Here is a 23,895-nt window from a genome sequence, read left to right as displayed (position 1 = left end):
CGTCCTGACCCCTTATACGGCCATCAGGTCCTTTTCTTTTTCTTCCGTGGCCTTGGTGATCTGGGCCTCAGCATCTTTGGTCAGCTTGTCGATATCAGCAGTGGCGCGACGCTCTTCGTCTTCGCTGATTTCCTTGTCCTTGACCAGCTTCTTCAAGTCACCCAAAGCATCGCGGCGGATGTTGCGCACGGCAACACGTGCATCTTCGGCTGCGCTGCGTGCCTGCTTGGTGAAGCCCTTGCGGGTTTCTTCAGTCAGGGCCGGCATGGAGATCAGCAGCAACTCACCCAGGTTGGTCGGGTTGAGGTTCAGGCCGGCGCTCTGGATGGCCTTGTCGACAGCCGCGAGCATATTGCGCTCAAAGGCCACGACCTGCAGGGTGCGCGAGTCTTTCACGGTGACGTTGGCCACGCTGCTCAGCGGGGTGTCGGAACCGTAGTACGGCACCATCACGCTGCCCAGGATGCTCGGGTGCGCCTTGCCGGTACGAATCTGGCCGAATGCGTGGCTCAGGGATTCCAGGGATTTTTGCATACGCGCTTGGGCGTCTTTCTTGATTTCGTTGATCATTGTTGGCCTTCCTCGATCAGAGTCCCTTCTGCGCCGCCGTGTACGATATTCAGCAGGGCGCCGGGCTTGTTCATGTTAAATACGCGCAGCGGCATCTTATGGTCGCGGCACAGGCAGATAGCCGTCAGGTCCATCACCCCCAGCTTGCGATCCAGTACTTCATCGTAGGTCAGATGATCGAACTTCTCGGCATGCGGGTCTTTGAATGGATCGGCAGTGTATACGCCATCCACCTTGGTCGCCTTCAGCACAACATCAGCGTCGATTTCGATGGCGCGCAGGCAGGCTGCGGAGTCGGTGGTGAAGAACGGGTTACCCGTGCCGGCGGCAAAGATCACCACTTCCTTGGAGTTGAGGTGGCGCATGGCCTTGCGGCGATCGTAGTGATCGGTCACGCCGACCATGGAAATGGCCGACATCACGATAGCCGAGATGTTGGCACGTTCCAGGGCGTCACGCATGGCCAGGGCGTTCATCACAGTGGCCAGCATGCCCATGTGGTCACCCGTGACCCGATCCATGCCAGCGGCGCTCAGTGCCGCCCCGCGGAACAGGTTGCCACCGCCGATCACCAGGCCGACCTGTACGCCGATGCCGACCAGTTGGCCGACTTCCAGCGCCATGCGGTCGAGCACCTTGGGATCGATCCCGAACTCTTCCGAGCCCATCAGAGCCTCGCCGCTAAGCTTGAGTAGAATGCGTTTATAGCGAGCCTGATAACCACTGCCCTGCTGAGCCATTGCGAATCTCTCCTGCGGCGTATTTTTTAAAAATTCTTGGCGAGCCGTTTACGGCTTGCGTTCACTCTAGCTGGACGCTGCTACAGCGCCATCGGAACATGGCTTTGTAAGCCAGTTCCAAAGGGAAGCCAATTAAAATCGGCCATCCCATTTGAAAAGAGGCTGCGCGCGTGAGCGGGCAGCCTCTCTTGGGCGACAGTTGAAAACTGTCTTATTGCTTGGCGGCAGCCAGCTGGGCAGCAACTTCTTCAGCGAAGTTGTCGACCGGCTTCTCGATGCCTTCGCCTACTTTGTAGTAGGTGAAGGAAACGATTTCAGCACCGGCCTTCTTGGCCAGTTCGCCAACCTTGATTTCAGGGTTCTTGACGAACGCCTGCTCAACCAGGCTTGCTTCGGCCAGGAACTTGCTGATACGGCCCTTGACCATATTCTCAACAATGTTTTCTGGCTTGCCTTTGATTTTTTCTTCGTTCAACTGCAGGAACACCGCTTTTTCACGCTCGATCGCTTCATCAGAAACTTCCGAAGGCAGCAGGAACTCAGGGTTGCTAGCAGCAACGTGCATAGCGATGTCTTTGGCCAGCTCGACGTCGCCGCCTTTCAGAACAACCGCTACACCGATCTTGTTGCCGTGCAGGTAACCACCGACAACATCACCTTCAACGCGGGTCAGGCGACGGATGTTGACGTTTTCGCCAACCTTGCCCACCAGTACCAGGCGATCAGCTTCCTGAGCTTCGATCAGAGGCTCAACAGTAGTCAGCTTCTCGTCGAATGCTTTCTTGACGCTGGCAGCAACGAATGCCTTGAAGTCGTCTTGCAGAGCCAGGAAGTCCGTCTGCGAGTTCACTTCCAGCAGAACGGCGGCTTTACCGTCTTCAACCAGAGCGATCGCGCCTTCAGCAGCGACGTTGCCGGCTTTCTTGGCGGCCTTGATAGCGCCCGAGGCACGCATGTCGTCGATGGCTTTTTCGATGTCGCCGCCGGCCTTGGTCAAGGCCTTTTTGCAATCCATCATGCCTTCGCCGGTACGCTCACGCAGTTCTTTAACCAACGCTGCAGTAATCTCTGCCATTTCAAAATCCTCTTGGATAGGTTTTCAACCATTCCACCCGATCAAACGGGCGATCAATTCTTCCCGAATCTCCGTTGTAGGCCGCTGCACGTTACAGAAGATGTAGCTGCGCTGCATACAAACGGTTTTCGAGGTGGCAAAAAGGGGGCCAAGCCCCCTTTTTGCTTACTGAGTCAACGCCAGGGCGTCAATTACTCAGCGGCAGCTACCGGAGCTTCTTCTACGAACTGCTCGGTACCACCAGCAACGTGGTTGCGACCACGGATTACAGCGTCAGCCATCGAACCCATGTACAGCTGGATAGCGCGGATTGCGTCATCGTTGCCTGGGATGATGTAGTCAACGCCTTCCGGGCTGCTGTTGGTATCGACTACGCCGATAACAGGGATGCCCAGCTTGTTGGCTTCGGTGATCGCGATGCGCTCGTGATCAACGTCGATAACGAACAGTGCGTCAGGCAGACCGCCCATGTCCTTGATACCACCCAGGGAACGATCGAGCTTTTCCAGGTCACGGGAGCGCATCAGCGCTTCTTTCTTGGTCAGCTTGGCGAAAGTACCGTCTTCGGCTTGTACTTCAAGGTCACGCAGACGCTTGATGGAAGCACGGATGGTTTTGAAGTTGGTCAGCATGCCACCCAACCAGCGGTGATCGACGTACGGCGAACCGCAACGTGCTGCTTCTTCAGCAACGATCTTGCCAGCGGAACGCTTGGTGCCGACGAACAGAATCTTGTTTTTGCCCTGGGCCAGACGCTCTACGAAAGTCAGCGCTTCGTTGAACATTGGCAGGGTTTTTTCAAGGTTGATAATGTGGATCTTGTTACGCGCGCCGAAAATGTATTTACCCATTTTCGGGTTCCAGTAACGGGTCTGGTGACCGAAGTGCACACCGGCCTTCAGCATATCGCGCATGTTGACTTGGGACATGATAGTTCCTTGATAAGTCGGGTTTGGCCTCCACGTATCCCAATGACCAACCAGCGGCATCAAGGCCTCCGGCACCCAGGTCATCGTGTCGACACGTGTGTGGATTTAAGCTTTGCGGGGCATCCCCGGAAAGCGGCGCATTTTATACCACAGCATCGGCAAAAACGGAACACGCAATCACCTTTGCCGCAGTCCGCTTTCGTGTAACCCCTTGAATAGAGCCCACATAGCCTTACCTTATAGAGAGAAGCGATCATCAGAGGCTCATGATTTGAGGCCATCGTCTGTTAGAATCGCGTTTTTTGTGGCTTGTGCGAATTCTGTAACCTTTTGTCGCACGCCCGTAAACCGTATTGATTTCAGCGCGTCGCGCTAGAGAGAGCCTGTATGACCGTTAGCTTGAAAACCGCCGAAGACATCGCTGGCATGCGCATCGCCGGCAAACTGGCTGCCGACGTGCTGGAAATGATCGCCGAACACGTCAAGCCCGGCGTCACCACCGAAACCCTGAACCAGATCTGCCACGACTATATAGTCAACGTACAGGGCGCCATCCCTGCGCCGCTGAACTACAAGGGCTTCCCCAAGTCGATCTGCACCTCGGTCAACCACGTAGTCTGCCACGGGATTCCCGGTGACAAGCCATTGAAGGACGGCGATACCCTGAACATCGACGTCACCGTGATCAAAGACCGCTACTTCGGCGATACCAGCCGCATGTTCCACGTCGGCACCGTGCCGGTCTGGGCCGAGCGCCTGTCCCAGGTGACCCAGGAATGCATGTACAAGGCCATCGAAATCGTCAAGCCTGGCTGCCGACTGGGCGACATCGGTGAAGTGATCCAGAAGCACGCTGAAAAGAATGGTTTCTCGGTGGTGCGCGAGTTCTGCGGCCACGGTATCGGCACCGTGTTCCACGAAGAGCCGCAGATCCTGCACTACGGCCGCGCCGGCACCGGCATGGAGCTGAAAGCGGGCATGACCTTCACCATCGAGCCGATGATCAATCAGGGTAAGGCCGACACCAAGGTGCTGGGCGACGGCTGGACCGCCATCACCAAGGACCGCAAGCTTTCGGCGCAGTGGGAACACACCCTGCTGGTCACCGAAACCGGCTATGAGATCTTCACCTTGCGCGCTGACGACACGATCCCGCGCGTTTCAGCGTAAAGGCTGATCAGGTTTTCCCAACGGTGTAATGACTGACTGACAGATAGAAGGAAAGCCGATCGATGCCCCAGGTGGATCCCGAACTCTTCGACCGTGGCCAGTTCCAGGCCGAACTGGCCCTGAAGGCGAGCCCTATCGCCGCGTTCAAGAAGGCCATCCGCCAGGCCCGCGAGGTGCTCGACGAGCGCTTTCGCAGCGGCCGGGACATTCGCCGGCTGATCGAGGACCGCGCCTGGTTCGTCGATAACATCCTGCAAAAGGCTTGGGAGCAGTTCAACTGGAGTGAAGACGCCGATATCGCCCTGGTGGCGGTCGGCGGCTACGGGCGCGGCGAACTGCACCCCTATTCCGACATTGACCTGCTGATCCTGCTGGACAGCGCCGACCATGAGATCTTTCGCGATTCCATCGAGCGTTTTCTGACACTGTTGTGGGACATCGGCCTGGAAGTCGGCCAAAGCGTGCGCTCGGTCGACGAGTGCGCCGAAGAGGCCCGCGCCGATCTCACCGTCATCACCAACCTCATGGAAAGTCGCACCATTGCCGGCCCCGAGCGCCTGCGCCAGCGCATGCTCGAAGTCACCAGCACCGCGCACATGTGGCCGAGCAAGGACTTCTTCCTGGCCAAGCGCGCCGAGCAGAAGGCCCGGCACCACAAGTACAACGACACTGAATACAACCTGGAACCCAACGTCAAAGGCTCGCCTGGCGGCCTGCGGGATATCCAGACGATTTTGTGGGTTGCCCGTCGCCAGTACGGCACCCTGAACCTGCGCGCCCTGGCCGGCGAGGGGTTCCTGGTGGAGAGTGAAAACGCCCTGCTGGCCTCGTCCCAGGAATTCCTCTGGAAGGTACGCTACGCCCTGCACATGCTCGCCGGGCGCTCCGAGGATCGCCTGCTGTTCGACCACCAGCGCTCCATCGCCACCCTGCTGGGCTTTGAAGGCGAAGACGCGAAGACCAGCATCGAAAGCTTCATGCAGCAGTACTACCGGGTGGTCATGAGCATTGCCCAGCTCAGCGACCTGATCATCCAGCACTTCGAAGAGGTGATCCTGGCCCCCGAAGACGAAGCACCGCCGCAGCCGATCAACGCACGCTTCCAACTGCATGACGGCTATATCGAGGCGCGCAACGACAACGTGTTCCGCCGCACGCCGTTCGCCATGCTGGAAATCTTCGTGCTGATGGCCCAGCAGCCGGAAATCAAAGGCGTGCGCGCCGACACCATCCGCCTGCTGCGGGAAAACCGTCATCTGATCGACGACGATTTCCGCAACGATATCCGCAACACCAGCCTGTTCATCGAGCTGTTCAAGTGCAAGATCGGTATCCACCGCAACCTGCGTCGGATGAACCGTTACGGCATCCTCGGGCGCTACCTGCCGGAATTCGGCTTTATCGTCGGGCAGATGCAGCACGACCTGTTCCACATCTATACCGTGGACGCCCACACCCTGAACCTGATCAAGCACCTGCGCAAGTTGCAGTACACCCAGGTGTCAGAGAAATTTCCGCTGGCCAGCAAGCTCATGGCCAAATTGCCCAAACCCGAGCTGATTTACCTGGCGGGTCTGTATCACGACATTGGCAAGGGTCGACATGGCGACCACTCGGAAGTCGGCGCGGTTGACGCCGAAGCCTTCTGCCAGCGCCACCAACTGCCCATCTGGGACAGCCGCCTGATCGTCTGGCTGGTACAGAACCACTTGGTGATGTCGACCACCGCCCAGCGCAAGGATTTGTCCGACCCGCAGGTGATCCACGATTTCGCGCAGACTGTCGGCGATGAAACCCACCTCGACTACCTCTACGTGTTGACCGTTTCCGACATCAACGCCACCAACCCGACCCTGTGGAACTCGTGGCGCGCTAGCCTGTTGCGCCAGCTCTACACCGAGACCAAGCGCGCCTTGCGCCGTGGCCTGGAAAACCCGGTGGACCGCGAAGAGCAGATCCGCCGCACCCAGAGCGCCGCTCTGGATATCCTGGTGCGCGGCGGTAACGACCCGGACGATGTCGAGCAACTGTGGTCGCAACTGGGTGACGATTATTTCCTGCGCCACACTGCTGGCGACGTGGCCTGGCACACCGACGCGATCCTGCAACAGCCCGCCGATGGCGGCCCGCTGGTGCTGATCAAGGAAACCACCCAGCGCGAATTCGAAGGCGGCACGCAGATCTTCATCTACGCGCCGGACCAGCACGACTTCTTCGCCGTGACCGTGGCGGCCATGGACCAGCTCAACCTGAACATCCATGACGCACGGGTCATCACCTCCAGCAGCCAGTTCACCCTCGACACCTATATCGTGCTCGACACCGATGGCGACTCGATTGGTGACAACCCGGCACGGGTGAAAAAGATCCGCGAAGGCCTGACCGAGGCCCTGCGCAACCCTGACGACTACCCGACCATCATCCAGCGTCGAGTGCCGCGCCAACTCAAGCACTTTGCGTTTGCGCCCCAGGTGACCATTTCCAACGACGCCCAGCGGCCGGTGACGGTGCTGGAACTGAGCGCCCCGGACCGTCCAGGTCTGTTGGCCCGTATCGGCGGGATTTTCCTGGAGTTCGACCTGTCGTTGCAGAACGCCAAGATTGCGACCCTCGGCGAGCGCGTGGAAGACGTATTTTTCATCACCGATGCCGACAACCAGCCGCTGTCCGACCCGGAACTGTGCCTGCGGTTGCAGGAAGCCATCGTCCAGCAGTTGAGCGTCACCCAGGAACCCGGCGTCGAGCTGACACGCCTGACCATTTGAAAAGCGCCGCCCCAGTTTTTAACGCCTTGCACGAGATCCACCGATGAACAACGCCCTGAACCAGCTACAGCCCTACCCGTTCGAGAAACTGCGCGCCCTGCTGGGCAGCGTCACGCCGAATCCGGATAAACGCCCAATCGCGCTGTCCATCGGCGAGCCTAAGCACAAATCCCCGACGTTCGTGGCCGAAGCGTTGAGCAACAACCTCGACCAGATGGCCGTTTACCCGACCACCCTGGGCATCCCGGCCCTGCGCGAAGCCATCGGCGCCTGGTGTGAACGTCGCTTCAACGTGCCCAAGGGCTGGCTCGACCCGGCGCGCAATATCCTGCCGGTCAACGGCACCCGCGAAGCGCTGTTCGCCTTCACCCAGACCGTGGTCAACCGTGGCGACGACGCGCTGGTGGTGAGCCCGAACCCGTTCTACCAGATCTACGAAGGCGCCGCGTTCCTGGCCGGGGCCAAGCCGCACTACCTCCCGTGCCTGGATGACAACGGCTTCAACCCGGATTTCGACGCAGTGTCGCCGGACATCTGGAAGCGCTGCCAGATCCTGTTCCTGTGCTCCCCGGGCAACCCGACCGGCGCACTGATCCCGATCGACACCCTGAAAAAACTCGTCGCCCTGGCCGACGAATATGACTTCGTCATCGCCGCAGACGAGTGCTACAGCGAGCTGTACTTCGACGAACAAACCCCGCCGCCCGGCCTGCTGAGCGCCTGTGTCGAACTGGGTCGCCAGGACTTCAAGCGTTGCGTGGTGTTCCACAGCCTGTCCAAGCGTTCAAACCTGCCCGGCCTGCGCTCGGGCTTTGTGGCCGGCGACGCGGACATCCTCAAGGCGTTCCTGCTGTACCGCACCTACCACGGCTGTGCGATGCCGGTGCAAACCCAGCTGGCGAGCATCGCTGCCTGGCAGGACGAAGCCCACGTGCACGCCAACCGTGACCTGTATCGCGAGAAATTCGAGGCGGTGCTGGCGATTCTCAAGCCGGTGCTGGATGTGCAGAGCCCGGACGGCGGCTTCTACCTGTGGCCGAATGTGAACGGCGACGATGCCGCGTTTTGCCGCGATCTGTTCGTGGAAGAACACGTGACGGTGGTGCCGGGCTCGTATCTGTCGCGGGAAGTGGATGGCGTCAACCCCGGCGCCGGACGCGTGCGTATGGCGCTGGTTGCGCCACTGGCCGAGTGTGTGGAAGCGGCTGAGCGGATTCGCGATTTTATTCAGCGTCGCCGCTAACGGGCTTGAGGGTCATTTCACCTGACCCAGATTCGCCTCACTCATATCCAGATCCGCCAACACCTCTCTCAACACGTCATCACCAATCTGGTGATGACGGCTCAGGCTATACAACTCAAGGCGCTGCGCCCGCAGGGCCTTGAGGCGCAATTTGCGCTCAAGCAGGTCCATCTGCCGCGCCAGCGCCTGGGCTTCGGCCGAATCGTTGAACACCTCCAATTGATGGCGATATTCCGACATCAGCCGTGCCTTAAGCTCAGTGGCAAGTGCGGCCTGGGCGGCGTCCTGGCTTTCGGGTTCAGCGGGCTCTTCTGTTTCCAGCGCATGGATCGCAGCGACGGCCGTTTTTTTCCAGGCCTCGCGGACCTCTTTATGGCGTTTCTCGTCCGGACCCTTTTCAATCCCGCGCAACAACAACGGTAGGGCGATGCACGCGGCGATCAGCGACAGCAGGATCACGCCTGCCGCGATGAATATCAGCAGGTCGCGCTCGGGAAAGTCCTGGCCCGGCGCCAGCAGCAAAGGCACCGACATGACACCGGCCAACGTCACCGCACCGCGTACGCCGCCAACAGTCAGCAGCCAGCAGGAACGGGCGGTCGGCACCAGCGTCAGCTCGCTTTTCCCACGAAGTCTGCGTAACAGGCCTGACAGCCGCCAGATGCTCTGCACCCAGATAAAACGCAGCACCACCAACACCAGGAAGATCGCAATCACATCCAGACAGCGATAAAACAGGGTCGGCCATAGCGTTGTCTCGTGACTGACCACGGCCTTGATGATGTCCGGCAGTTGCAGGCCCAGCAGCAGGAAGATCAGGCCGTTGAAGGCAAACTCCAGCAGCGACCAGACGCTGCGGTTGAGCAAGCGCGTGCTGGTCTGGCGTGGCAGCAGATCAAGCCAGCTTTGCATCATGCCTGCGGCGACCGCCGACAGAATGCCCGAGGCGCCCAGGCGCTCGGCCAGTACATAGGCGGCAAATGGCAGCAACAACATGAACACCACATGGGTTGCCGGGTCATCCCAGCCACGGGCGATCATCCAGGCGCGCAGTCGGCCGACCAGCCAGCTCAGGGCCACGCCAACGGCCAAGCCACCGACAGCGACCAACACAAAGGTCAAGCTGGCATCGGCCAGGGAAAACACTCCGGTCAACGCCGCCGCCAAGGCAAATTTGAACGTCACCAGGCCCGACGCATCGTTCATCAAGGCCTCGCCCTGGAGCATATGCATCAAGGGCGTCGGGAGACGATTCTGGGAAATCGCCGATACCGCCACAGCATCCGTCGGTGACAAAACGGCTGCCAAGGCGAAGGCAACCGGCAGCGGGATCGTAGGCAATATCCAATGGATGAAATAACCAGCCCCCACCACCGTGAACAGCACCAGCCCCACCGCCAAGGTCAGGATCGGACCACGCAGGCGCCACAATTCGCGCTTGGGCATGCGCCAACCATCGGAGAACAGCAGCGGCGGCAGGAACAGAAACAGGAACAACTCCGGGTCCAGCGCCACATGCAGCCCCAGCGTGGGCCAGGCCAGCAAGGCGCCGGCGGCAATCTGCACCAAGGGCAACGGCAGGGGAATCACACGCCCGACGAGACGCGATACGCTGACCAGCATCAGCAGGATAAGAACGGTGTAGGCGGTTTGCATAAAACGGGATTCCCGGACAATCGACTCGCAACGACACACATGGGGCAACAACTGGCCGTTGAAGTGCCATATTACCCGGCTATGTTACTCACCTATGCTGCCGGGTGGCTTTTGCACATAAGTCGCACGCCAGCATGACGAGGGGCAACAGCCCGCTGGTCATGGCATAATCCGTGACCTTTCGTTTCCACTTGGTCCAAAAGGGGGCAATTCCTTGACCGTTTCAAGCAAAACGTTGCACCTTTTCGGCATCAAAGCCTGCGACACCATGAAAAAGGCGCGCACCTGGCTCGATGAGCACGGCGTCAACTATGAGTTCCACGATTACAAAACGGCCGGTATCGACCGCGAACACTTGACCCAATGGTGCAACGAGCACGGTTGGCAGGTGGTTTTGAACCGTGCGGGCACCACCTTTCGCAAACTCGAAGACGAACGCAAAGCCGATCTCGATCAGTCGAAAGCCATTGAATTGATGCTCGCACAACCTTCGATGATCAAGCGCCCGGTGCTTGATCTCGGCGACAGAACCCTGATTGGCTTCAAGCCAGATAGTTATTCGGCGGCCCTCAAGTAGGCCAGCCCTTACCATTTTTGTAGAGGTAACAGCATGTCCCATTCCCTGTTCAGCCTGGGCTTCGGCGTCGGCACTCAGAACCGCCAAGGTGCTTGGCTGGAAGTGTTTTACGCACAACCGTTGCTTAACCCATCGGCTGAAATCGTCGCGGCGATCGCACCGATCCTGGGTTATACCGAAGGCAACCAGGCGATCACCTTTACCATCAGCCAAGCGCTGCAACTGGCTGATGCGCTCAAGAATGTCGACGCGACCCAAGCCGCGCTGCTCAATCGCCTGGCCGAAAGCCACACGCCGCTGGTCGCCACCCTGCTGGCCGAAGACGCCGCACTGACCTCCACGCCTGAGGCCTACCTCAAGCTGCACCTGCTGTCCCATCGACTGGTCAAGCCGCATGGCCTGAGCCTGGCCGGCGTGTTTCCACAATTGCCGAACGTGGCCTGGACCAGCCAGGGCGCGATCGACATCAACGAACTGGCCGAGCGCCAATTGGAAGCCCGCCTGCGTGGCGAGCTGCTGGAAGTGTTCTCGGTGGACAAGTTCCCGAAAATGACCGACTACGTGGTACCGAGCGGCGTGCGTATCGCTGACGCCGCGCGTCTGCGCCTGGGTGCGTATGTAGGCGAAGGCACCACCGTGATGCACGAAGGTTTCGTCAATTTCAACGCCGGTACCGAAGGCCCGGGCATGATCGAAGGCCGTGTGTCGGCGGGCGTGTTCGTCGGCAAGGGCTCGGACCTGGGCGGCGGTTGCTCCACCATGGGCACCCTGTCGGGCGGCGGCAACATCGTGATCAAGGTCGGCGAAGGCTGCCTGATCGGCGCCAACGCCGGTATCGGCATCCCGTTGGGCGACCGCAACACCGTGGAGTCGGGCCTGTACGTCACCGCCGGCACCAAGGTCGCACTGCTGGACGAGCAGAACCAACTGGTCAAGGTGGTCAAGGCGCGTGAGCTGGCCGGCCAGCCGGACCTGCTGTTCCGCCGCAACTCCGAGACCGGTGCCGTGGAGTGCAAAACCCACAAATCGGCCATCGAACTGAACGAAGCGCTGCACGCTCACAACTAAGCAGCCACTCGATGCCACTAGCGGGCCCCGACCCTGGGGCTCGCTTATACGAGTCTTGAACACCATGCTAGTGCCCTCCCCCTGGCGCGCCGACTTTCCGGCCATCGCCACCCTGCAACGGCAAGACCAGACGTACCTGGACAACGCCGCCACCACGCAAAAACCCCAGGCCTTGCTGGATGCCATCAGCCATTACTACGCCAACGGCGCAGCCAATGTGCACCGTGCCCAGCATTTGCCAGGCGCCCATGCGACCCAGGCGTTTGAAGACAGCCGCAGCAAGGTCGCGCAGTGGTTGAATGCAGGCGACAGCGGGCAGATCGTGTTCACCCATGGCGCGACGTCTGCGCTGAACCTCCTGGCCTATGGCCTTGAGCACTTATTCAATGCGGGCGATGAGATTGTCATCAGCGCCCTGGAACACCACGCCAACCTGTTGCCGTGGCAGCAGTTGGCCAAACGTCGCTCGTTGACCCTGGTGGTACTGCCACTTGGCGGGGAAGGCGTGATCGACCTGCAAGCCGCCGCCGAGTTGATCGGCCCACGCACGCGCCTGCTGGCAGTGAGCCAGCTGTCCAACGTGCTCGGGGCCTGGCAGCCGCTGGAGGCTCTGCTCGCGCTGGCCCAGCCACACGGTGCCCTGACCGTGGTCGACGGCGCCCAAGGCATCGTCCATGGCCGGCACGACGTGCAGGCCATGGGCTGCGACTTCTATGTATTTTCCAGCCACAAACTGTACGGCCCGGACGGCGTCGGCGTGCTGTTTGGGCGCAATGACGCCCTGCATCACTTGCGCCACTGGCAGTTTGGCGGCGAGATGGTGCAACAGGCTGACTACCAGAGCGCCAGTTTCCGCCCGGCGCCATTAGGTTTTGAAGCGGGTACACCGCCGATTGCGAGCGTGATCGGCCTGGGTGCCAGCCTGGATTACTTGAGCTCGCTGGATCAGAACGCGGTCGTCGCCCATGAAACGGCGCTGCATGACTACCTGTTGCGTGGGCTCAAGGCACGCAACGGCGTGCGGGTGCTGGGTTCGCCGCAGGTGGCGCTGGCCAGTTTTGTGGTCGAAGGCGTGCATAACGCCGACCTTGCGCACCTGCTCGCCGAGCAAGGCATTGCCGTGCGCGCCGGGCATCACTGCGCCATGCCGTTGCTCAAGGCGATGCATCTGTCGGGGGCGATTCGTGTGTCCCTGGCGCTGTATAACGACTCCGATGACCTGGAGCGCTTCTTCGAAGCGCTGGACCAGGCCTTGGATATGTTGCGATGAGCCTGCCGGTGGATGCAGTCGCCGCGCTTGACGCCTTCCAGGCCGTCGGCGGTTGGGAGCAGCGCGCGCGGATGCTGATGCAATGGGGCGAGCGTCTGCCCGCCCTGTCCGATGAGGATAAAGTCGACGCCAATCTCGTACAGGGCTGCGAAAGCCTGGTGTGGCTGGTCGGGCAATTGCACGATGGGCACTGGCAGTTCGCCGCCAGCAGTGATGCACGGATGATTCGTGGGTTGGTGGCGTTGCTGCTGGCGCGGGTCAATGGGTTGTCGGCAGCTGAGTTGCAGGCGGTGGACTTGCCGGATTGGTTCGCGCAGTTGGGGCTTTCCCGCCAACTGTCACCGTCGCGCAGCAATGGCCTGAATGCGGTCTTGCAGCGCATGCGGCAACTAAGCCGTTCGCAGAACTAAATGTGGGAGCGCGCTTGCTCCCACATTTCGATCTATGTTCAGCAGTGAAATTTAAGTGGGTTTGGCGCGCTCCGACGGCCTGCGCACCCCAGCCACAATCTTGTCCACCGCCTTGGTCGCCGCGACCATGCCGAACGTGGCCGTGACCATCATCACCGCGCCAAACCCGCCCGCGCAGTCCAGCTTCACGCCATCCCCGACAAAACTCTTCTGCAAACAAATGCTGCCGTCCGGCTTGGGATAGCGCAGCTGTTCGGTGGAGAACACACACGGCACGCTGTAATGGCGGGTCACGGTGCGCGAGAAGTTGTAGTCGCGGCGCAGGGTGGAACGCACTTTCGACGCCAGGGGGTCATTGAACGTGCGGTTCAGGTCGCAGACCTGGATCAGCGTCGGGTCGATCTGCCCGCCGGCGCCGCCGGTGGTGATGATCTGGATCTTGCGGCGCTTGCACCAGGCGATCAGCGCGGCCTTGGCGTTGACCGCGTCGATGCAGTCAATCACGCAGTCGATGTCCGGCGTGATGTATTCGGCCATGGTGTCGCGGGTCACAAAATCGGCCACTGCATGAACGGTGCAATCCGGGTTGATGCCGCGCAGGCGATCCGCCATCACCTCGACCTTGGGCTTGCCCACGGTGCTGTCCAGGGCGTGCAACTGGCGGTTGCTGTTGCTGACGCAGACGTCGTCCAGGTCAAACAGCGAAATCTCACCCACCCCGCAACGGGTCATGGCTTCCGCCGCCCACGAGCCCACGCCGCCAACGCCGACGATCGCCACATGGGCTGCTTTCAAGCGTTCCAGGCCTTCAATGCCATACAAGCGGGCGACGCCTGCAAACCGCGGATCTTCTGTGCTCATGACCATTACCCCAAAAACCGGCGCGCATTATGGACTACGTAGCGACAAGTTCGAAGCGACAAGCTACAAGTAAAGAACTTAGATGGTCTTTCACGGACTAATGTCCGGTTTTTCTCTGCTTGCTGTACGGTCAGGGAAGGGCCGGTGTAGGATGCGCGCCGTTCGGCGCAGGCCGACACCTCTTTTCGTTCCACACCCTTTGGAACCCGAAATAGCCATGGCATCGCGTAAATTTGGACTCAACCTGGTGATCGTGCTGGCAATCGCCGCGCTGTTCACCGGCTTCTGGGCGCTGATCAACCGCCCGGTCACCACCCCCAACTGGCCTGAACAGATCTCCGGCTTTTCCTACTCGCCATTCCAGCAGGGCCAGTACCCGCAGAAAGACCAGTACCCGACCGACGACCAGATGCGTCGCGACCTCGAGATCATGAGCAAGCTGACGGACAACATCCGTACCTACTCGGTCGACGGCACCCTGGGGGATATCCCCAAGCTGGCGGAAGAGTTCGGCCTGCGCGTGACGCTGGGGATCTGGATCAGCCCGGACCTTGAGCGCAACGAGCGGGAAATCCAGCGCGCCATCGAAATCGCCAACAGCTCGCGCAGTGTCGTGCGGGTGGTGGTCGGTAACGAAGCGCTGTTCCGTGAAGAAATCACCCCTGAAGCCCTGATGGTGCTCCTGGACCGCGTGCGCGGCGCCGTGAAAGTGCCGGTGACCACCTCCGAGCAATGGCACATCTGGGAAAAGAACCCGCAACTGGCCAAGCACGTCGATCTGATCGCCGCGCACATCCTGCCGTTCTGGGAATACATCCCGATGGATAAGGCCGGCCAGTACGTACTCGATCGCGCCCGTGACCTGAAGAAACTGTTCCCGAAAAAGCCCCTGCTGCTGTCGGAAGTGGGCTGGCCGAGCAACGGCCGCATGCGCGGTGGTAACGAAACTTCCCCGGCTGACCAGGCGATTTACCTGCGTACGCTGGTGAACAAGCTGAACCGCCAGGGCTTCAACTACTTCGTGATCGAGGCCTTCGACCAGCCGTGGAAAGTCAGCGACGAAGGCTCGGCGGGCGCTTACTGGGGCGTGTACAACGCCGCACGCCAGCAGAAATTCAACTTTGAAGGGCCGGTGGTCGCGATCCCGCAATGGCGCGTGCTGGCCATCGGTTCGGTGGTGCTTGCGCTGTTGTCCCTGACCCTGTTGATGATCGACGGCTCGGCCCTGCGCCAGCGTGGCCGCACCTTCCTGACCTTTATCGCGTTTCTCTGCGGTTCGGTGCTGGTATGGATCGGCTACGACTACAGCCAGCAATACAGCACCTGGTTCAGTGTCACCGTGGGCATCCTTCTCGCCCTCGGCGCCCTGGGTGTGTTTATCGTGTTGCTGACCGAAGCCCACGAACTGGCGGAAGCGGTGTGGACCCACAAGCGTCGACGTGAATTCCTGCCGGTTGAAGGGGATTCGGACTACCGCCCGAAAGTGTCGATCCACGTGCCGTGCTACAACGAGCCACCTGAGATGGTCAAACAGACCCTCGATGCCCTGGCCGCCCTCGATTACCCGGACTACGAAGTCCTGATCATCGACAACAACACCAAGGATCCGGCCGTGTGGGAACCGGTGCGCGATTACTGCGAAACCCTAGGCCCGCGCTTCAAGTTCTTCCACGTCGCGCCCCTGGCCGGTTTCAAGGGTGGCGCGCTGAACTACCTGATCCCGCACACCGCCAAGGATGCCGAAGTGATCGCGGTGATCGACTCCGACTACTGCGTATCGCCTAACTGGCTCAAGCACATGGTGCCGCACTTCGCCGACCCGAAAATCGCCGTGGTGCAGTCGCCGCAGGATTATCGCGACCAGAACGAAAGCACCTTCAAAAAGCTCTGCTATGCGGAATACAAGGGCTTCTTCCATATCGGCATGGTCACCCGCAACGACCGTGACGCGATCATCCAGCACGGCACCATGACCATGACCCGTCGCTCGGTGCTCGAAGAACTGGGCTGGGCCGACTGGTGCATCTGCGAAGACGCTGAATTGGGCCTACGGGTATTCGAGAAAGGCCTGTCGGCGGCGTACTACCACGACAGCTACGGCAAAGGCCTGATGCCGGATACCTTCATTGACTTCAAGAAACAGCGTTTCCGCTGGGCCTATGGCGCGATCCAGATCATCAAGCGTCACACTGCCAGCCTGCTGCGCGGCAAGGACACCGAGCTGACCCGTGGTCAGCGCTACCACTTCCTCGCGGGCTGGTTACCGTGGGTGGCCGATGGCATGAACATCTTCTTCACCGTGGGCGCGCTGTTGTGGTCGGCGGCGATGATCATCGTGCCGACGCGGGTTGACCCGCCCCTGCTGATTTTCGCGATCCCGCCGTTGGCGTTGTTTGTGTTCAAGGTGGGCAAGATCATCTTCCTCTACCGTCGCGCGGTAGGCGTGAATTTGAAAGATGCGTTCTGTGCGGCCCTGGCCGGTCTGGCGTTGTCGCATACCATCGCCAAGGCGGTGCTGTATGGCTTCTTCACCACCAGTATTCCGTTCTTTCGTACACCGAAAAACGCGGATAACCACGGCTTCTGGGTCGCAATTTCCGAAGCCCGCGAAGAGATGTTCATCATGTTGCTGTTGTGGGGCGCGGCGCTGGGGATCTACCTGGTGCAGGGCCTGCCGAGCAATGACATCCGCTTCTGGGTGGTGATGCTGCTGGTGCAGTCGCTGCCGTACGTGGCGGCGCTGATCATGGCGTTCCTGTCTTCGCTGCCGAAACCGTCGGCAGCAGCGGAACCCGCACCGGCTGCGTAAAAACTCGCGCAATGCACTAAACGGCGGCCTCTGGCCGCCGTTTTGCTATAAGATAACGGCCGTTTTGTGTGCCTTGCCTGCTCATTTATAAAAGCTCCGGAGTTCCCCCATGACGGCCCATGCCGACCTTTCGCCGACCCTTCAACTTGCCATCGACCTGATCCGTCGCCCGTCGGTCACGCCGATCGACGCCGACTGCCAGAAGCTGATGATGCAGCGCCTGGGCGACGCCGGGTTTGCGCTGGAGCCGATGCGCATCGAAGACGTGGACAACTTCTGGGCCACCCACGGCAAGCATGACGGTCCCGTGCTGTGTTTTGCCGGCCACACCGACGTGGTGCCGACCGGCCCGGTGCAGGCCTGGCAGAACGACCCGTTCGACGCGTTGATCGATGAAAACGGCATGCTCTGCGGCCGTGGCGCGGCGGACATGAAAGGCAGCCTGGCGGCGATGCTGGTGGCGTCGGAGCGTTTTGTCACCGACTACCCAGATCACAAGGGCTCGGTAGCCTTCCTGATCACCAGCGATGAAGAAGGTCCGGCGCACCACGGCACCAAGGCCGTGATCGAACGCCTGGCCGCGCGCAAGGAGCGCCTGGACTGGTGCATCGTCGGCGAACCGTCGAGCACCACCCTGGTGGGCGACGTGGTCAAGAACGGCCGCCGCGGCTCCCTCGGCGCCACCCTGACCGTGCGCGGCGTACAAGGCCACGTGGCCTACCCGCACCTGGCGAAGAATCCGATCCACTTGGCTGCGCCGGCCCTGGCCGAATTAGCCGCTGAGCACTGGGACGACGGCAACACCTTCTTCCCGCCGACCAGTTTCCAGATATCCAACCTCAATTCCGGCACCGGCGCGACCAATGTGATCCCCGGTGACCTGACGGCGGTGTTCAACTTCCGCTTCTCCACCGAGTCCACCGTCGAAGGCCTGCAGCAGCGCGTTGCGGCGATCCTCGATAAACACGGCCTGGACTGGCACGTGGAGTGGGCGTTGTCGGGCCTGCCGTTCCTCACCGAACCGGGCGCGTTGCTGGATGCGGTCTCGGCCAGCATCAAGGCGATCACCGGTCGCGAGACCCAGGCGTCCACCAGCGGTGGTACTTCCGATGGGCGTTTCATCGCCACATTGGGTACCCAAGTGGTCGAGCTGGGCCCGGTCAACGCGACGATCCACCAGGTCAACGAGCGCATCCTCGCCAGCGACCTCGATGTGCTGACCGAAATCTACTACCAGACCCTGATCAAGTTGCTCGCCTGATGCTCGCCTGCCCCCTTTGCAGCGCCCCGCTGAACGCGGTGGACAATGGCGTGGCGTGCCCGGCCGGACACCGTTTCGACCGCGCACGCCAGGGCTACCTGAACCTGTTGCCGGTGCAGCACAAGAACAGCCGCGACCCGGGCGATAACCTGGCGATGGTGGAAGCGCGCCGCGACTTCCTCAACGCCGGGCACTACGCCCCAGTGGCCAAGCGCCTGGCCGAACTGGCCGCAGAACGTGCCCCGGCGCACTGGGTCGACATCGGCTGTGGCGAAGGTTACTACACCGCGCAGATCGCCGACGCCCTGCCCCACGCCGATGGCTACGCGCTGGATATCTCCAAGGAAGCAGTCAAGCGTGCCTGCAAGCGCACTCCGGCGCTGACCTGGCTGATCGCGAGCATGGCCCGTGTGCCGTTGTCGTCAGGCAGCTGCCAGTTTCTCTCCAGCGTGTTCAGCCCATTGGACTGGGAAGAGGCCAAGCGCCTGCTCAGCCCCGGCGGTGGGTTAATGAAAGTCGGCCCGACCAGCGGCCACCTCATGGAGCTGCGCGAGCGCTTGTACGACGAAGTGCGCGAGTACACCGACGACAAGCACCTGGCCCTGGTGCCGGACGGCATGAGCCTGGCGCACAGCGAGACGCTGGCGTTCAGCCTGAGCCTGGCCGAGCCCCAAGACCGCGCCAACCTGCTGGCCATGACACCCCACGGCTGGCGCGCCAGTGCCGAGCGCCGTGCACAGGTGATCGAGGCGGCCGAGCCGCTGGTGGTCACTGTGTCGATGCGCTACGACTATTTCGTGCTTCAATAACTGACTGTCCAGTATCCGCGAATGGATTTTCGAATCCCGCAACGAGGAACATCCATGCGCCAACCCGATATCGAGATTTACCTGAAGGACGCCGACGTCGACCACAAGGCCATCGCCGCCTGGCTGGGCGCCGCCCTGGGTCCGTGCAGCGACTGGGTCCAGAAAGGCCAGACCTACAAGTGCAAGGCCGGCAATGTGCCCGTCACCTGGCTGCCGAAAGCCGTAGGAAAATGGAACAGCCTGTACCTGGAAAGTGACCAGACCCCGTGGGACGACGACATCGCCTGCGCCCGCGCCGCGTTTGCCGCGCTGAACGTGGAAGTGCGGTGTGCACCGGGGACTTGGGTTGAGGAAGAAGGCGAAGAAAGCGCCGACACCTGGATTCGGATCAGCGAAGACGGTGAAGAGCAGATCACCTGGAAAACAGCTTAAGGCAGCGGCAAGTTTCAAGCTGCAAGCTACAAGTGTTTGACTTGCAGCTTGCCGCTTGCAGCTTGCAGCTCGACCTCACAGACCGACCACATCCTCCGCCTGCAACCCCTTCTCGCCGGTCACCACGGCGTATTCTACCTGCTGGCCCTCGGCCAAAGAACGATGGCCCTCACCGCGAATGGCGCGGTAGTGCACAAACACATCCTTGCCGTCTTCGCGCTGGATAAACCCATAGCCCTTTGCATCGTTGAACCACTTCACATTACCGGTTTCACGCGTTGCCATCTGTCTAACTCCCACATGCATTTTTATTGTTGAGTCGCTCGCATTGAACTGCCGAGTATAAGACAGGCTCAAAAACGATCAACTCAAGTTTACATCGCTGCTTTTTTGCCGATTTTCGGCGAATACGGCACACTACCCGCCCGAGCGCCTGCTCGGTTTTTTCCACTTGAAGCAGCACGCCTATGACCCGCTCCCCGTTCCGCCGTCTAGTGTTCGGCACCTTGCGCCGACTGTTGTACCTCTGGGTTCGCTCGGAGACGATCAACCAGTCGTCCCTGACCCTTAACCTGGACCGCAGCCGGCCGGTGTTCTACGTCCTGCAATCGCCCTCCCTCACCGAATTGGCCGTGGTCGACGCCGAGTGCACCAAGGCTGGCCTGCCGCGCCCGGTGCTGCCGGTATCGGTCGGCCCGTTGATGGAGCCTGCGGCGTTCTTCTACCTGACGCCGGAGCCGGACTGGCTTGGCCGCCAGGACAAGCGCGGCGCGCCGCCCACACTGACCCGACTGGTCCACGCCCTCAGCGAGCACGCCGAAGAGCATGCACAAATCATTCCCGTGAGCGTGTTCTGGGGCCAATCCCCCGAGAGTGAGTCCAGCCCGTGGAAGCTGTTATTTGCCGACAGTTGGGCGGTCACCGGGCGTCTGCGCCGCCTGTTGAGCATCCTGATCCTCGGTCGCAAGACCCGGGTGCAATTCTCTGCGCCTATCAACCTGCGTGAATTGATCGAGCACAATAAAGGCCACGAACGCACCGTGCGCATGGCCCAACGCATCCTGCGCGTGCACTTTCGTAACCTGAAGACGGCAGTCATCGGTCCCGATCTGTCACACCGCCGCAACCTGGTGAAGGGACTGGTCAACATGCCGCTGGTGCGCCAGGCCATCGCCGATGAGGCCGAACGGGAAAAAATCAGCCCAGAGAAAGCCAAAGCCCAGGCCCTGCGCTACGGCAATGAGATCGCCTCGGATTACACTTACACCGCAATTCGCTTCCTCGAGGTGGTGCTCAGCTGGTTCTGGAACAAGATCTACGACGGCATCAAGGTCAACAACATCGAAGGTGTGCAAAAAGTTGCCCAAGGTTACGAGGTGATCTACGTGCCTTGCCACCGCAGTCACATCGACTACCTGCTGCTGTCCTACCTGCTGTTTAAAAATGGCCTGACCCCACCGCACATCGCCGCCGGGATCAACTTGAACATGCCGGTCATCGGTAGCCTGCTGCGCCGTGGCGGTGCGTTTTTCATGCGCCGCACCTTCAAGGGCAACCCGCTGTACACCTCAGTGTTCAACGAATACCTGCATACCTTGTTTACCAAGGGCTTCCCGGTGGAGTATTTCGTCGAAGGCGGACGCTCGCGCACCGGGCGCATGCTGCAACCGAAGACCGGGATGCTCGCGATTACCCTGCGCAGTTTCCTGCGTTCTTCGCGCATGCCGATCGTGTTTGTGCCGGTGTATATCGGCTATGAGCGCGTACTCGAAGGCCGCACTTACCTCGGCGAGCTGCGCGGCGCGAGCAAGAAGAAAGAGTCGATTTTCGATATTTTCAAAGTGGTCGGCGCGCTCAAGCAGCGTTTTGGCCAGGTCGCGGTCAACTTCGGCGAGCCGATCAAGCTGGCCGAATTCCTCGACAGCGAACAGCCTGGCTGGCGCACACAGGAACTGGGTCCGAATTACAAGCCGGCCTGGCTCAACGAAACCACCAACCGTCTCGGCGAACAGGTGGCGCGCCACTTGAACGAAGCGGCGGCGGTAAACCCGGTGAACCTGGTGGCCCTGGCACTGTTGTCCACCACCCGCCTGGCCTTGGATGAACAAGCCATGGCGCGCCAGCTGGACCTGTACCTGGCGTTGCTGCGCCGCGTGCCCTATTCACCTCACACCACGCTACCCGAAGGCGATGGTCTGTCGCTGATCAAGCACGTCAAGGACATGGACCTGCTGTCGGAACAGAGTGATGCACTCGGCAAGATTTTGTACCTGGACGAGCAGAACGCCGTCCTGATGACCTATTACCGCAACAACGTGCTGCACATCTTTGCCCTGCCGGCGCTGCTGGCGAGCTTCTTTCAGAGCAGCTCTCGGATGAGCCGCGACCAGATCCTGCGCTATACCCACGCGCTGTATCCGTACCTGCAATCGGAGCTGTTCATTCGCTGGTCGCTGGAGGAGCTGGACACGGTGATCGACCAATGGCTGGAGGCCTTTGTCGAGCAAGGGCTGCTGCGCTTTGAAAACAACGTGTACCTGCGCCCGGCGCCAAGCTCGCGGCACTTTGTGTTGCTGACGCTGCTGTCCAAGAGCATCGCCCAGACCCTGCAACGCTTCTACATGGCGATTTCGCTGCTGCTCAACAGCGGCCAGAACAGCATCAGCGCCGAAGAGCTGGAAGACCTGTGCACGATCATGGCCCAGCGCCTGTCGATCCTGCATGGCCTCAATGCCCCGGAATTCTTCGACAAAAGCCTTTTCCGACATTTCATCCAGACATTGCTGGAGCAAGATGTGCTGCGCCGCGATGAGGCCGGCAAGCTGAGCTACCACGACCTGCTCGGTGAGCTGGCCGAAGGCGCGGCCAAGCGTGTGTTACCGGCGGATATCCGCCTGTCGATCCGGCAAGTAGCGTTGCATCGGGTTGATGGGGCAGCAGAAGCACCGGTTGAACCAGAAGAAACCCGCTAGATTTAAGAAGGCGCCGGTGGGATGTCGGCGCCGTTGAAAAGGAGCAACACCATGAAAAAGATCATCCTCCTGGGCCTCACTGCCCTGCTCGGAGCCTGCCAATCCATGAGCCCCACGCCCAAGGCCAGCCTCGATGGTGAGGTGTTCTACTTGCAACGTATCGCCCTGCCACCGACCGCGACCTTGAGCGTCACCCTGCAAGATGTGTCGTTGATGGACGCCCCGGCCGTCACCCTGGCCGAACAGAAAGGCCCGGTCAAAGGGCAGGTGCCGCTGCCGTTCCACCTGAGCTACGATCCGGCGCAAGTCAAACCCGGCCACAGTTATTCGGTGAGTGCTCGCATCGAACTGGATGGCAAGCTACTGTTTATTACCACTGAACGGCACGCTGTGCAGCTCAATGGTCAAGACCCGCAACCCTTGCGCCTGCGCGTTGATGCCGCGGCCCACTAATCGCCTCTAGAACATAAGCCCGATCAAAAGGAAGCGCCCATGCTCCGTAACTCCCTTCGCTTTACTGCCCTGTGTGCCGGCCTGGTATTCGGTGCCCACGCCATGGCCCTGGACCTCAGCAGCCTGTCTCAGGGCGACGCCAGTGGCGGCCTCAAGGATGCCCTGACCCAAGGCGCGCAGATCGCTGTGAAGCAACTGGGTGTACCCGGTGGTTTCAGCAACAACCCGGAAGTGAAGATCGGCCTGCCTGGCAAGCTGGGCAAAGTCGCCGACAAACTGAAAATGTTTGGCATGGGTGACCAGGTCACCCAGCTGGAAACCAGCATGAACAAGGCCGCCGAAACTGCCGTGACCCAGGCTCAGCCAATCCTCGTAAATGCCGTGAAAAACATGAGCGTGACAGACGCCAAGGGCATCCTCAGCGGTGGCCAGGACTCGGCCACCCAGTACCTGAACAAAAGCAGTCGCGAGCAAATCCGCGCCAAGTTCCTGCCGATCGTCAAAGCGGCTACCGACAAGGTCGGCGTAGCCCAGCAATACAACGCCCTGGCCGGCAAGGCCGCAGCCTTTGGCGCAGTGGACGCCAAGAGCGCCAACGTCGAGAACTACGTGACCGAACAAGCGCTGGACGGTTTGTTCAAGATGATTGCGAAGCAGGAAGAGACCATTCGCGAGAACCCGGCGGCGGCGGCCACCAGTTTGGCGAAAAAAGTGTTTGGTGCGCTGTAAGCCCTCACAGGTGCACCCTTGAACCACTGCGCCAAAGTCGCTTTTCAGGCACTTTGGCGCAGTCGTCCTACGCTAGTCCTTTAGCGCTGCATCGTA

Annotated in this window: 21 protein-coding genes; 14 read left to right on the top strand and 7 right to left on the bottom strand. The window is 60.6% G+C overall.

Translation table 11 applies throughout. From position 1 onward, the window contains the following. Positions 1–12: 12 nt before the first annotated feature. The 4 genes from frr to rpsB all read right to left on the bottom strand — a co-directional run bounded on the left by frr (position 13) and on the right by rpsB (position 3,314). On the bottom strand, positions 13–570 hold the full coding sequence (gene frr / locus LVW35_RS06160) for a ribosome recycling factor (protein ID WP_034109101.1): 558 nt from the start codon (positions 568–570) through the stop codon (positions 13–15). Further along, positions 567–1,310, bottom strand: a complete 744-nt coding sequence (gene pyrH / locus LVW35_RS06155; RefSeq protein WP_003189161.1) for a UMP kinase — start codon at positions 1,308–1,310, stop codon at positions 567–569. Before pyrH ends, frr begins: the two co-directional genes overlap by 4 nt. A 211-nt stretch (positions 1,311–1,521) precedes the next feature. Beyond that, positions 1,522–2,385, bottom strand: coding sequence for a translation elongation factor Ts (gene tsf / locus LVW35_RS06150; protein ID WP_233894260.1), 864 nt, complete (start codon positions 2,383–2,385; stop codon positions 1,522–1,524). 191 nt (positions 2,386–2,576) lie between these two features. Continuing rightward, positions 2,577–3,314, bottom strand: a complete 738-nt coding sequence (rpsB, locus tag LVW35_RS06145; RefSeq protein ID WP_003189158.1) for a 30S ribosomal protein S2 — start codon at positions 3,312–3,314, stop codon at positions 2,577–2,579. A 387-nt stretch (positions 3,315–3,701) separates the two neighbouring features. Between rpsB and map the strand changes: the two genes are divergently transcribed. The 3 genes from map to dapC all read left to right on the top strand — a co-directional run bounded on the left by map (position 3,702) and on the right by dapC (position 8,492). Then, positions 3,702–4,484 carry a type I methionyl aminopeptidase gene (map, locus tag LVW35_RS06140; RefSeq protein WP_012722594.1) on the top strand — a complete coding sequence of 261 codons (783 nt, stop codon included), beginning with the start codon at positions 3,702–3,704 and terminating at the stop codon, positions 4,482–4,484. Positions 4,485–4,546: 62 nt separating this feature from the next. Further along, positions 4,547–7,249 carry a [protein-PII] uridylyltransferase gene (locus tag LVW35_RS06135; RefSeq protein WP_233894258.1) on the top strand — a complete coding sequence of 901 codons (2,703 nt, stop codon included), beginning with the start codon at positions 4,547–4,549 and terminating at the stop codon, positions 7,247–7,249. 43 nt (positions 7,250–7,292) lie between these two features. Continuing rightward, positions 7,293–8,492 (top strand): succinyldiaminopimelate transaminase, encoded by a 1,200-nt coding sequence (gene dapC / locus LVW35_RS06130; protein ID WP_233894256.1) that lies wholly within the window; start codon positions 7,293–7,295, stop codon positions 8,490–8,492. A gap of 12 nt (positions 8,493–8,504) precedes the next feature. On the opposite strand, the gene LVW35_RS06125 is transcribed toward dapC, so the two are convergent. Beyond that, positions 8,505–10,148, bottom strand: a complete 1,644-nt coding sequence (locus LVW35_RS06125; protein ID WP_233894254.1) for a Na+/H+ antiporter — start codon at positions 10,146–10,148, stop codon at positions 8,505–8,507. Between the two features lie 268 nt (positions 10,149–10,416). Here LVW35_RS06125 and LVW35_RS06120 point away from each other — a divergent pair, with 268 nt between their 5' ends. The 4 genes from LVW35_RS06120 to LVW35_RS06105 all read left to right on the top strand — a co-directional run bounded on the left by LVW35_RS06120 (position 10,417) and on the right by LVW35_RS06105 (position 13,473). Beyond that, entirely contained in the window at positions 10,417–10,725 is a 309-nt protein-coding gene (locus LVW35_RS06120; protein WP_231501198.1) for an arsenate reductase, read from the top strand. Between the two features lie 33 nt (positions 10,726–10,758). Next, positions 10,759–11,793, top strand: coding sequence for a 2,3,4,5-tetrahydropyridine-2,6-dicarboxylate N-succinyltransferase (dapD, locus tag LVW35_RS06115; protein WP_233894253.1), 1,035 nt, complete (start codon positions 10,759–10,761; stop codon positions 11,791–11,793). A 64-nt stretch (positions 11,794–11,857) separates the two neighbouring features. Beyond that, positions 11,858–13,063 carry an aminotransferase class V-fold PLP-dependent enzyme gene (locus LVW35_RS06110; protein ID WP_233894251.1) on the top strand — a complete coding sequence of 402 codons (1,206 nt, stop codon included), beginning with the start codon at positions 11,858–11,860 and terminating at the stop codon, positions 13,061–13,063. After that, the gene (locus LVW35_RS06105; RefSeq protein WP_233894250.1) at positions 13,060–13,473 is read left to right on the top strand and encodes a SufE family protein; all 414 of its coding nucleotides are present in this window, start codon (positions 13,060–13,062) and stop codon (positions 13,471–13,473) included. Before LVW35_RS06110 ends, LVW35_RS06105 begins: the two co-directional genes overlap by 4 nt. Positions 13,474–13,524: 51 nt before the next feature. Here the strand turns inward: LVW35_RS06105 and tcdA are convergent, their stop codons facing one another. Next, positions 13,525–14,334, bottom strand: a complete 810-nt coding sequence (gene tcdA, locus LVW35_RS06100) for a tRNA cyclic N6-threonylcarbamoyladenosine(37) synthase TcdA (RefSeq protein ID WP_442799609.1) — start codon at positions 14,332–14,334, stop codon at positions 13,525–13,527. Positions 14,335–14,551: 217 nt separating this feature from the next. On the opposite strand from tcdA, the gene LVW35_RS06095 reads away from it, so the two are divergent. The 4 genes from LVW35_RS06095 (at position 14,552) to LVW35_RS06080 (ending at position 19,645) form a co-directional block, all read left to right on the top strand. Further along, positions 14,552–17,143, top strand: a complete 2,592-nt coding sequence (locus LVW35_RS06095; RefSeq protein ID WP_233894246.1) for a glycosyltransferase — start codon at positions 14,552–14,554, stop codon at positions 17,141–17,143. A gap of 109 nt (positions 17,144–17,252) precedes the next feature. Beyond that, complete coding sequence (dapE, locus tag LVW35_RS06090; RefSeq protein WP_122773998.1) at positions 17,253–18,404, top strand: succinyl-diaminopimelate desuccinylase; 1,152 nt, start codon at positions 17,253–17,255, stop codon at positions 18,402–18,404. Further along, positions 18,404–19,213: a putative RNA methyltransferase gene (locus LVW35_RS06085; RefSeq protein ID WP_233894244.1), complete on the top strand. Its 810-nt coding sequence runs from the start codon at positions 18,404–18,406 to the stop codon at positions 19,211–19,213. The genes dapE and LVW35_RS06085 overlap by 1 nt, the downstream gene beginning before the upstream one ends. Before the next feature lie 54 nt (positions 19,214–19,267). Further along, on the top strand, positions 19,268–19,645 hold the full coding sequence (locus LVW35_RS06080; protein WP_095014947.1) for a hypothetical protein: 378 nt from the start codon (positions 19,268–19,270) through the stop codon (positions 19,643–19,645). 75 nt (positions 19,646–19,720) lie between these two features. Here the strand turns inward: LVW35_RS06080 and LVW35_RS06075 are convergent, their stop codons facing one another. Next, positions 19,721–19,930 (bottom strand): cold-shock protein, encoded by a 210-nt coding sequence (locus tag LVW35_RS06075; protein ID WP_003219353.1) that lies wholly within the window; start codon positions 19,928–19,930, stop codon positions 19,721–19,723. A 182-nt stretch (positions 19,931–20,112) separates the two neighbouring features. On the opposite strand from LVW35_RS06075, the gene plsB reads away from it, so the two are divergent. Genes plsB through LVW35_RS06060 form a run of 3 tightly spaced genes read left to right on the top strand, consistent with a single transcriptional unit; the run spans position 20,113 to position 23,799 of the window. Next, positions 20,113–22,617 (top strand): glycerol-3-phosphate 1-O-acyltransferase PlsB, encoded by a 2,505-nt coding sequence (gene plsB / locus LVW35_RS06070; RefSeq protein WP_233894242.1) that lies wholly within the window; start codon positions 20,113–20,115, stop codon positions 22,615–22,617. A 51-nt stretch (positions 22,618–22,668) separates the two neighbouring features. Further along, positions 22,669–23,070, top strand: a complete 402-nt coding sequence (locus tag LVW35_RS06065) for a YbaY family lipoprotein (RefSeq protein ID WP_233894240.1) — start codon at positions 22,669–22,671, stop codon at positions 23,068–23,070. A 39-nt stretch (positions 23,071–23,109) separates the two neighbouring features. Further along, positions 23,110–23,799 carry a DUF4197 domain-containing protein gene (locus LVW35_RS06060; protein ID WP_233894239.1) on the top strand — a complete coding sequence of 230 codons (690 nt, stop codon included), beginning with the start codon at positions 23,110–23,112 and terminating at the stop codon, positions 23,797–23,799. The last annotated feature ends 96 nt before the right edge of the window (positions 23,800–23,895 follow it).

The sequence above is a fragment of the Pseudomonas sp. HN11 genome, assembly GCF_021390155.1.
Classification (GTDB): Bacteria; Pseudomonadota; Gammaproteobacteria; order Pseudomonadales; family Pseudomonadaceae; genus Aquipseudomonas.
Note: the sequence above shows the minus strand (reverse complement) of the source record. Positions and strands in the feature narration are given on the sequence as shown.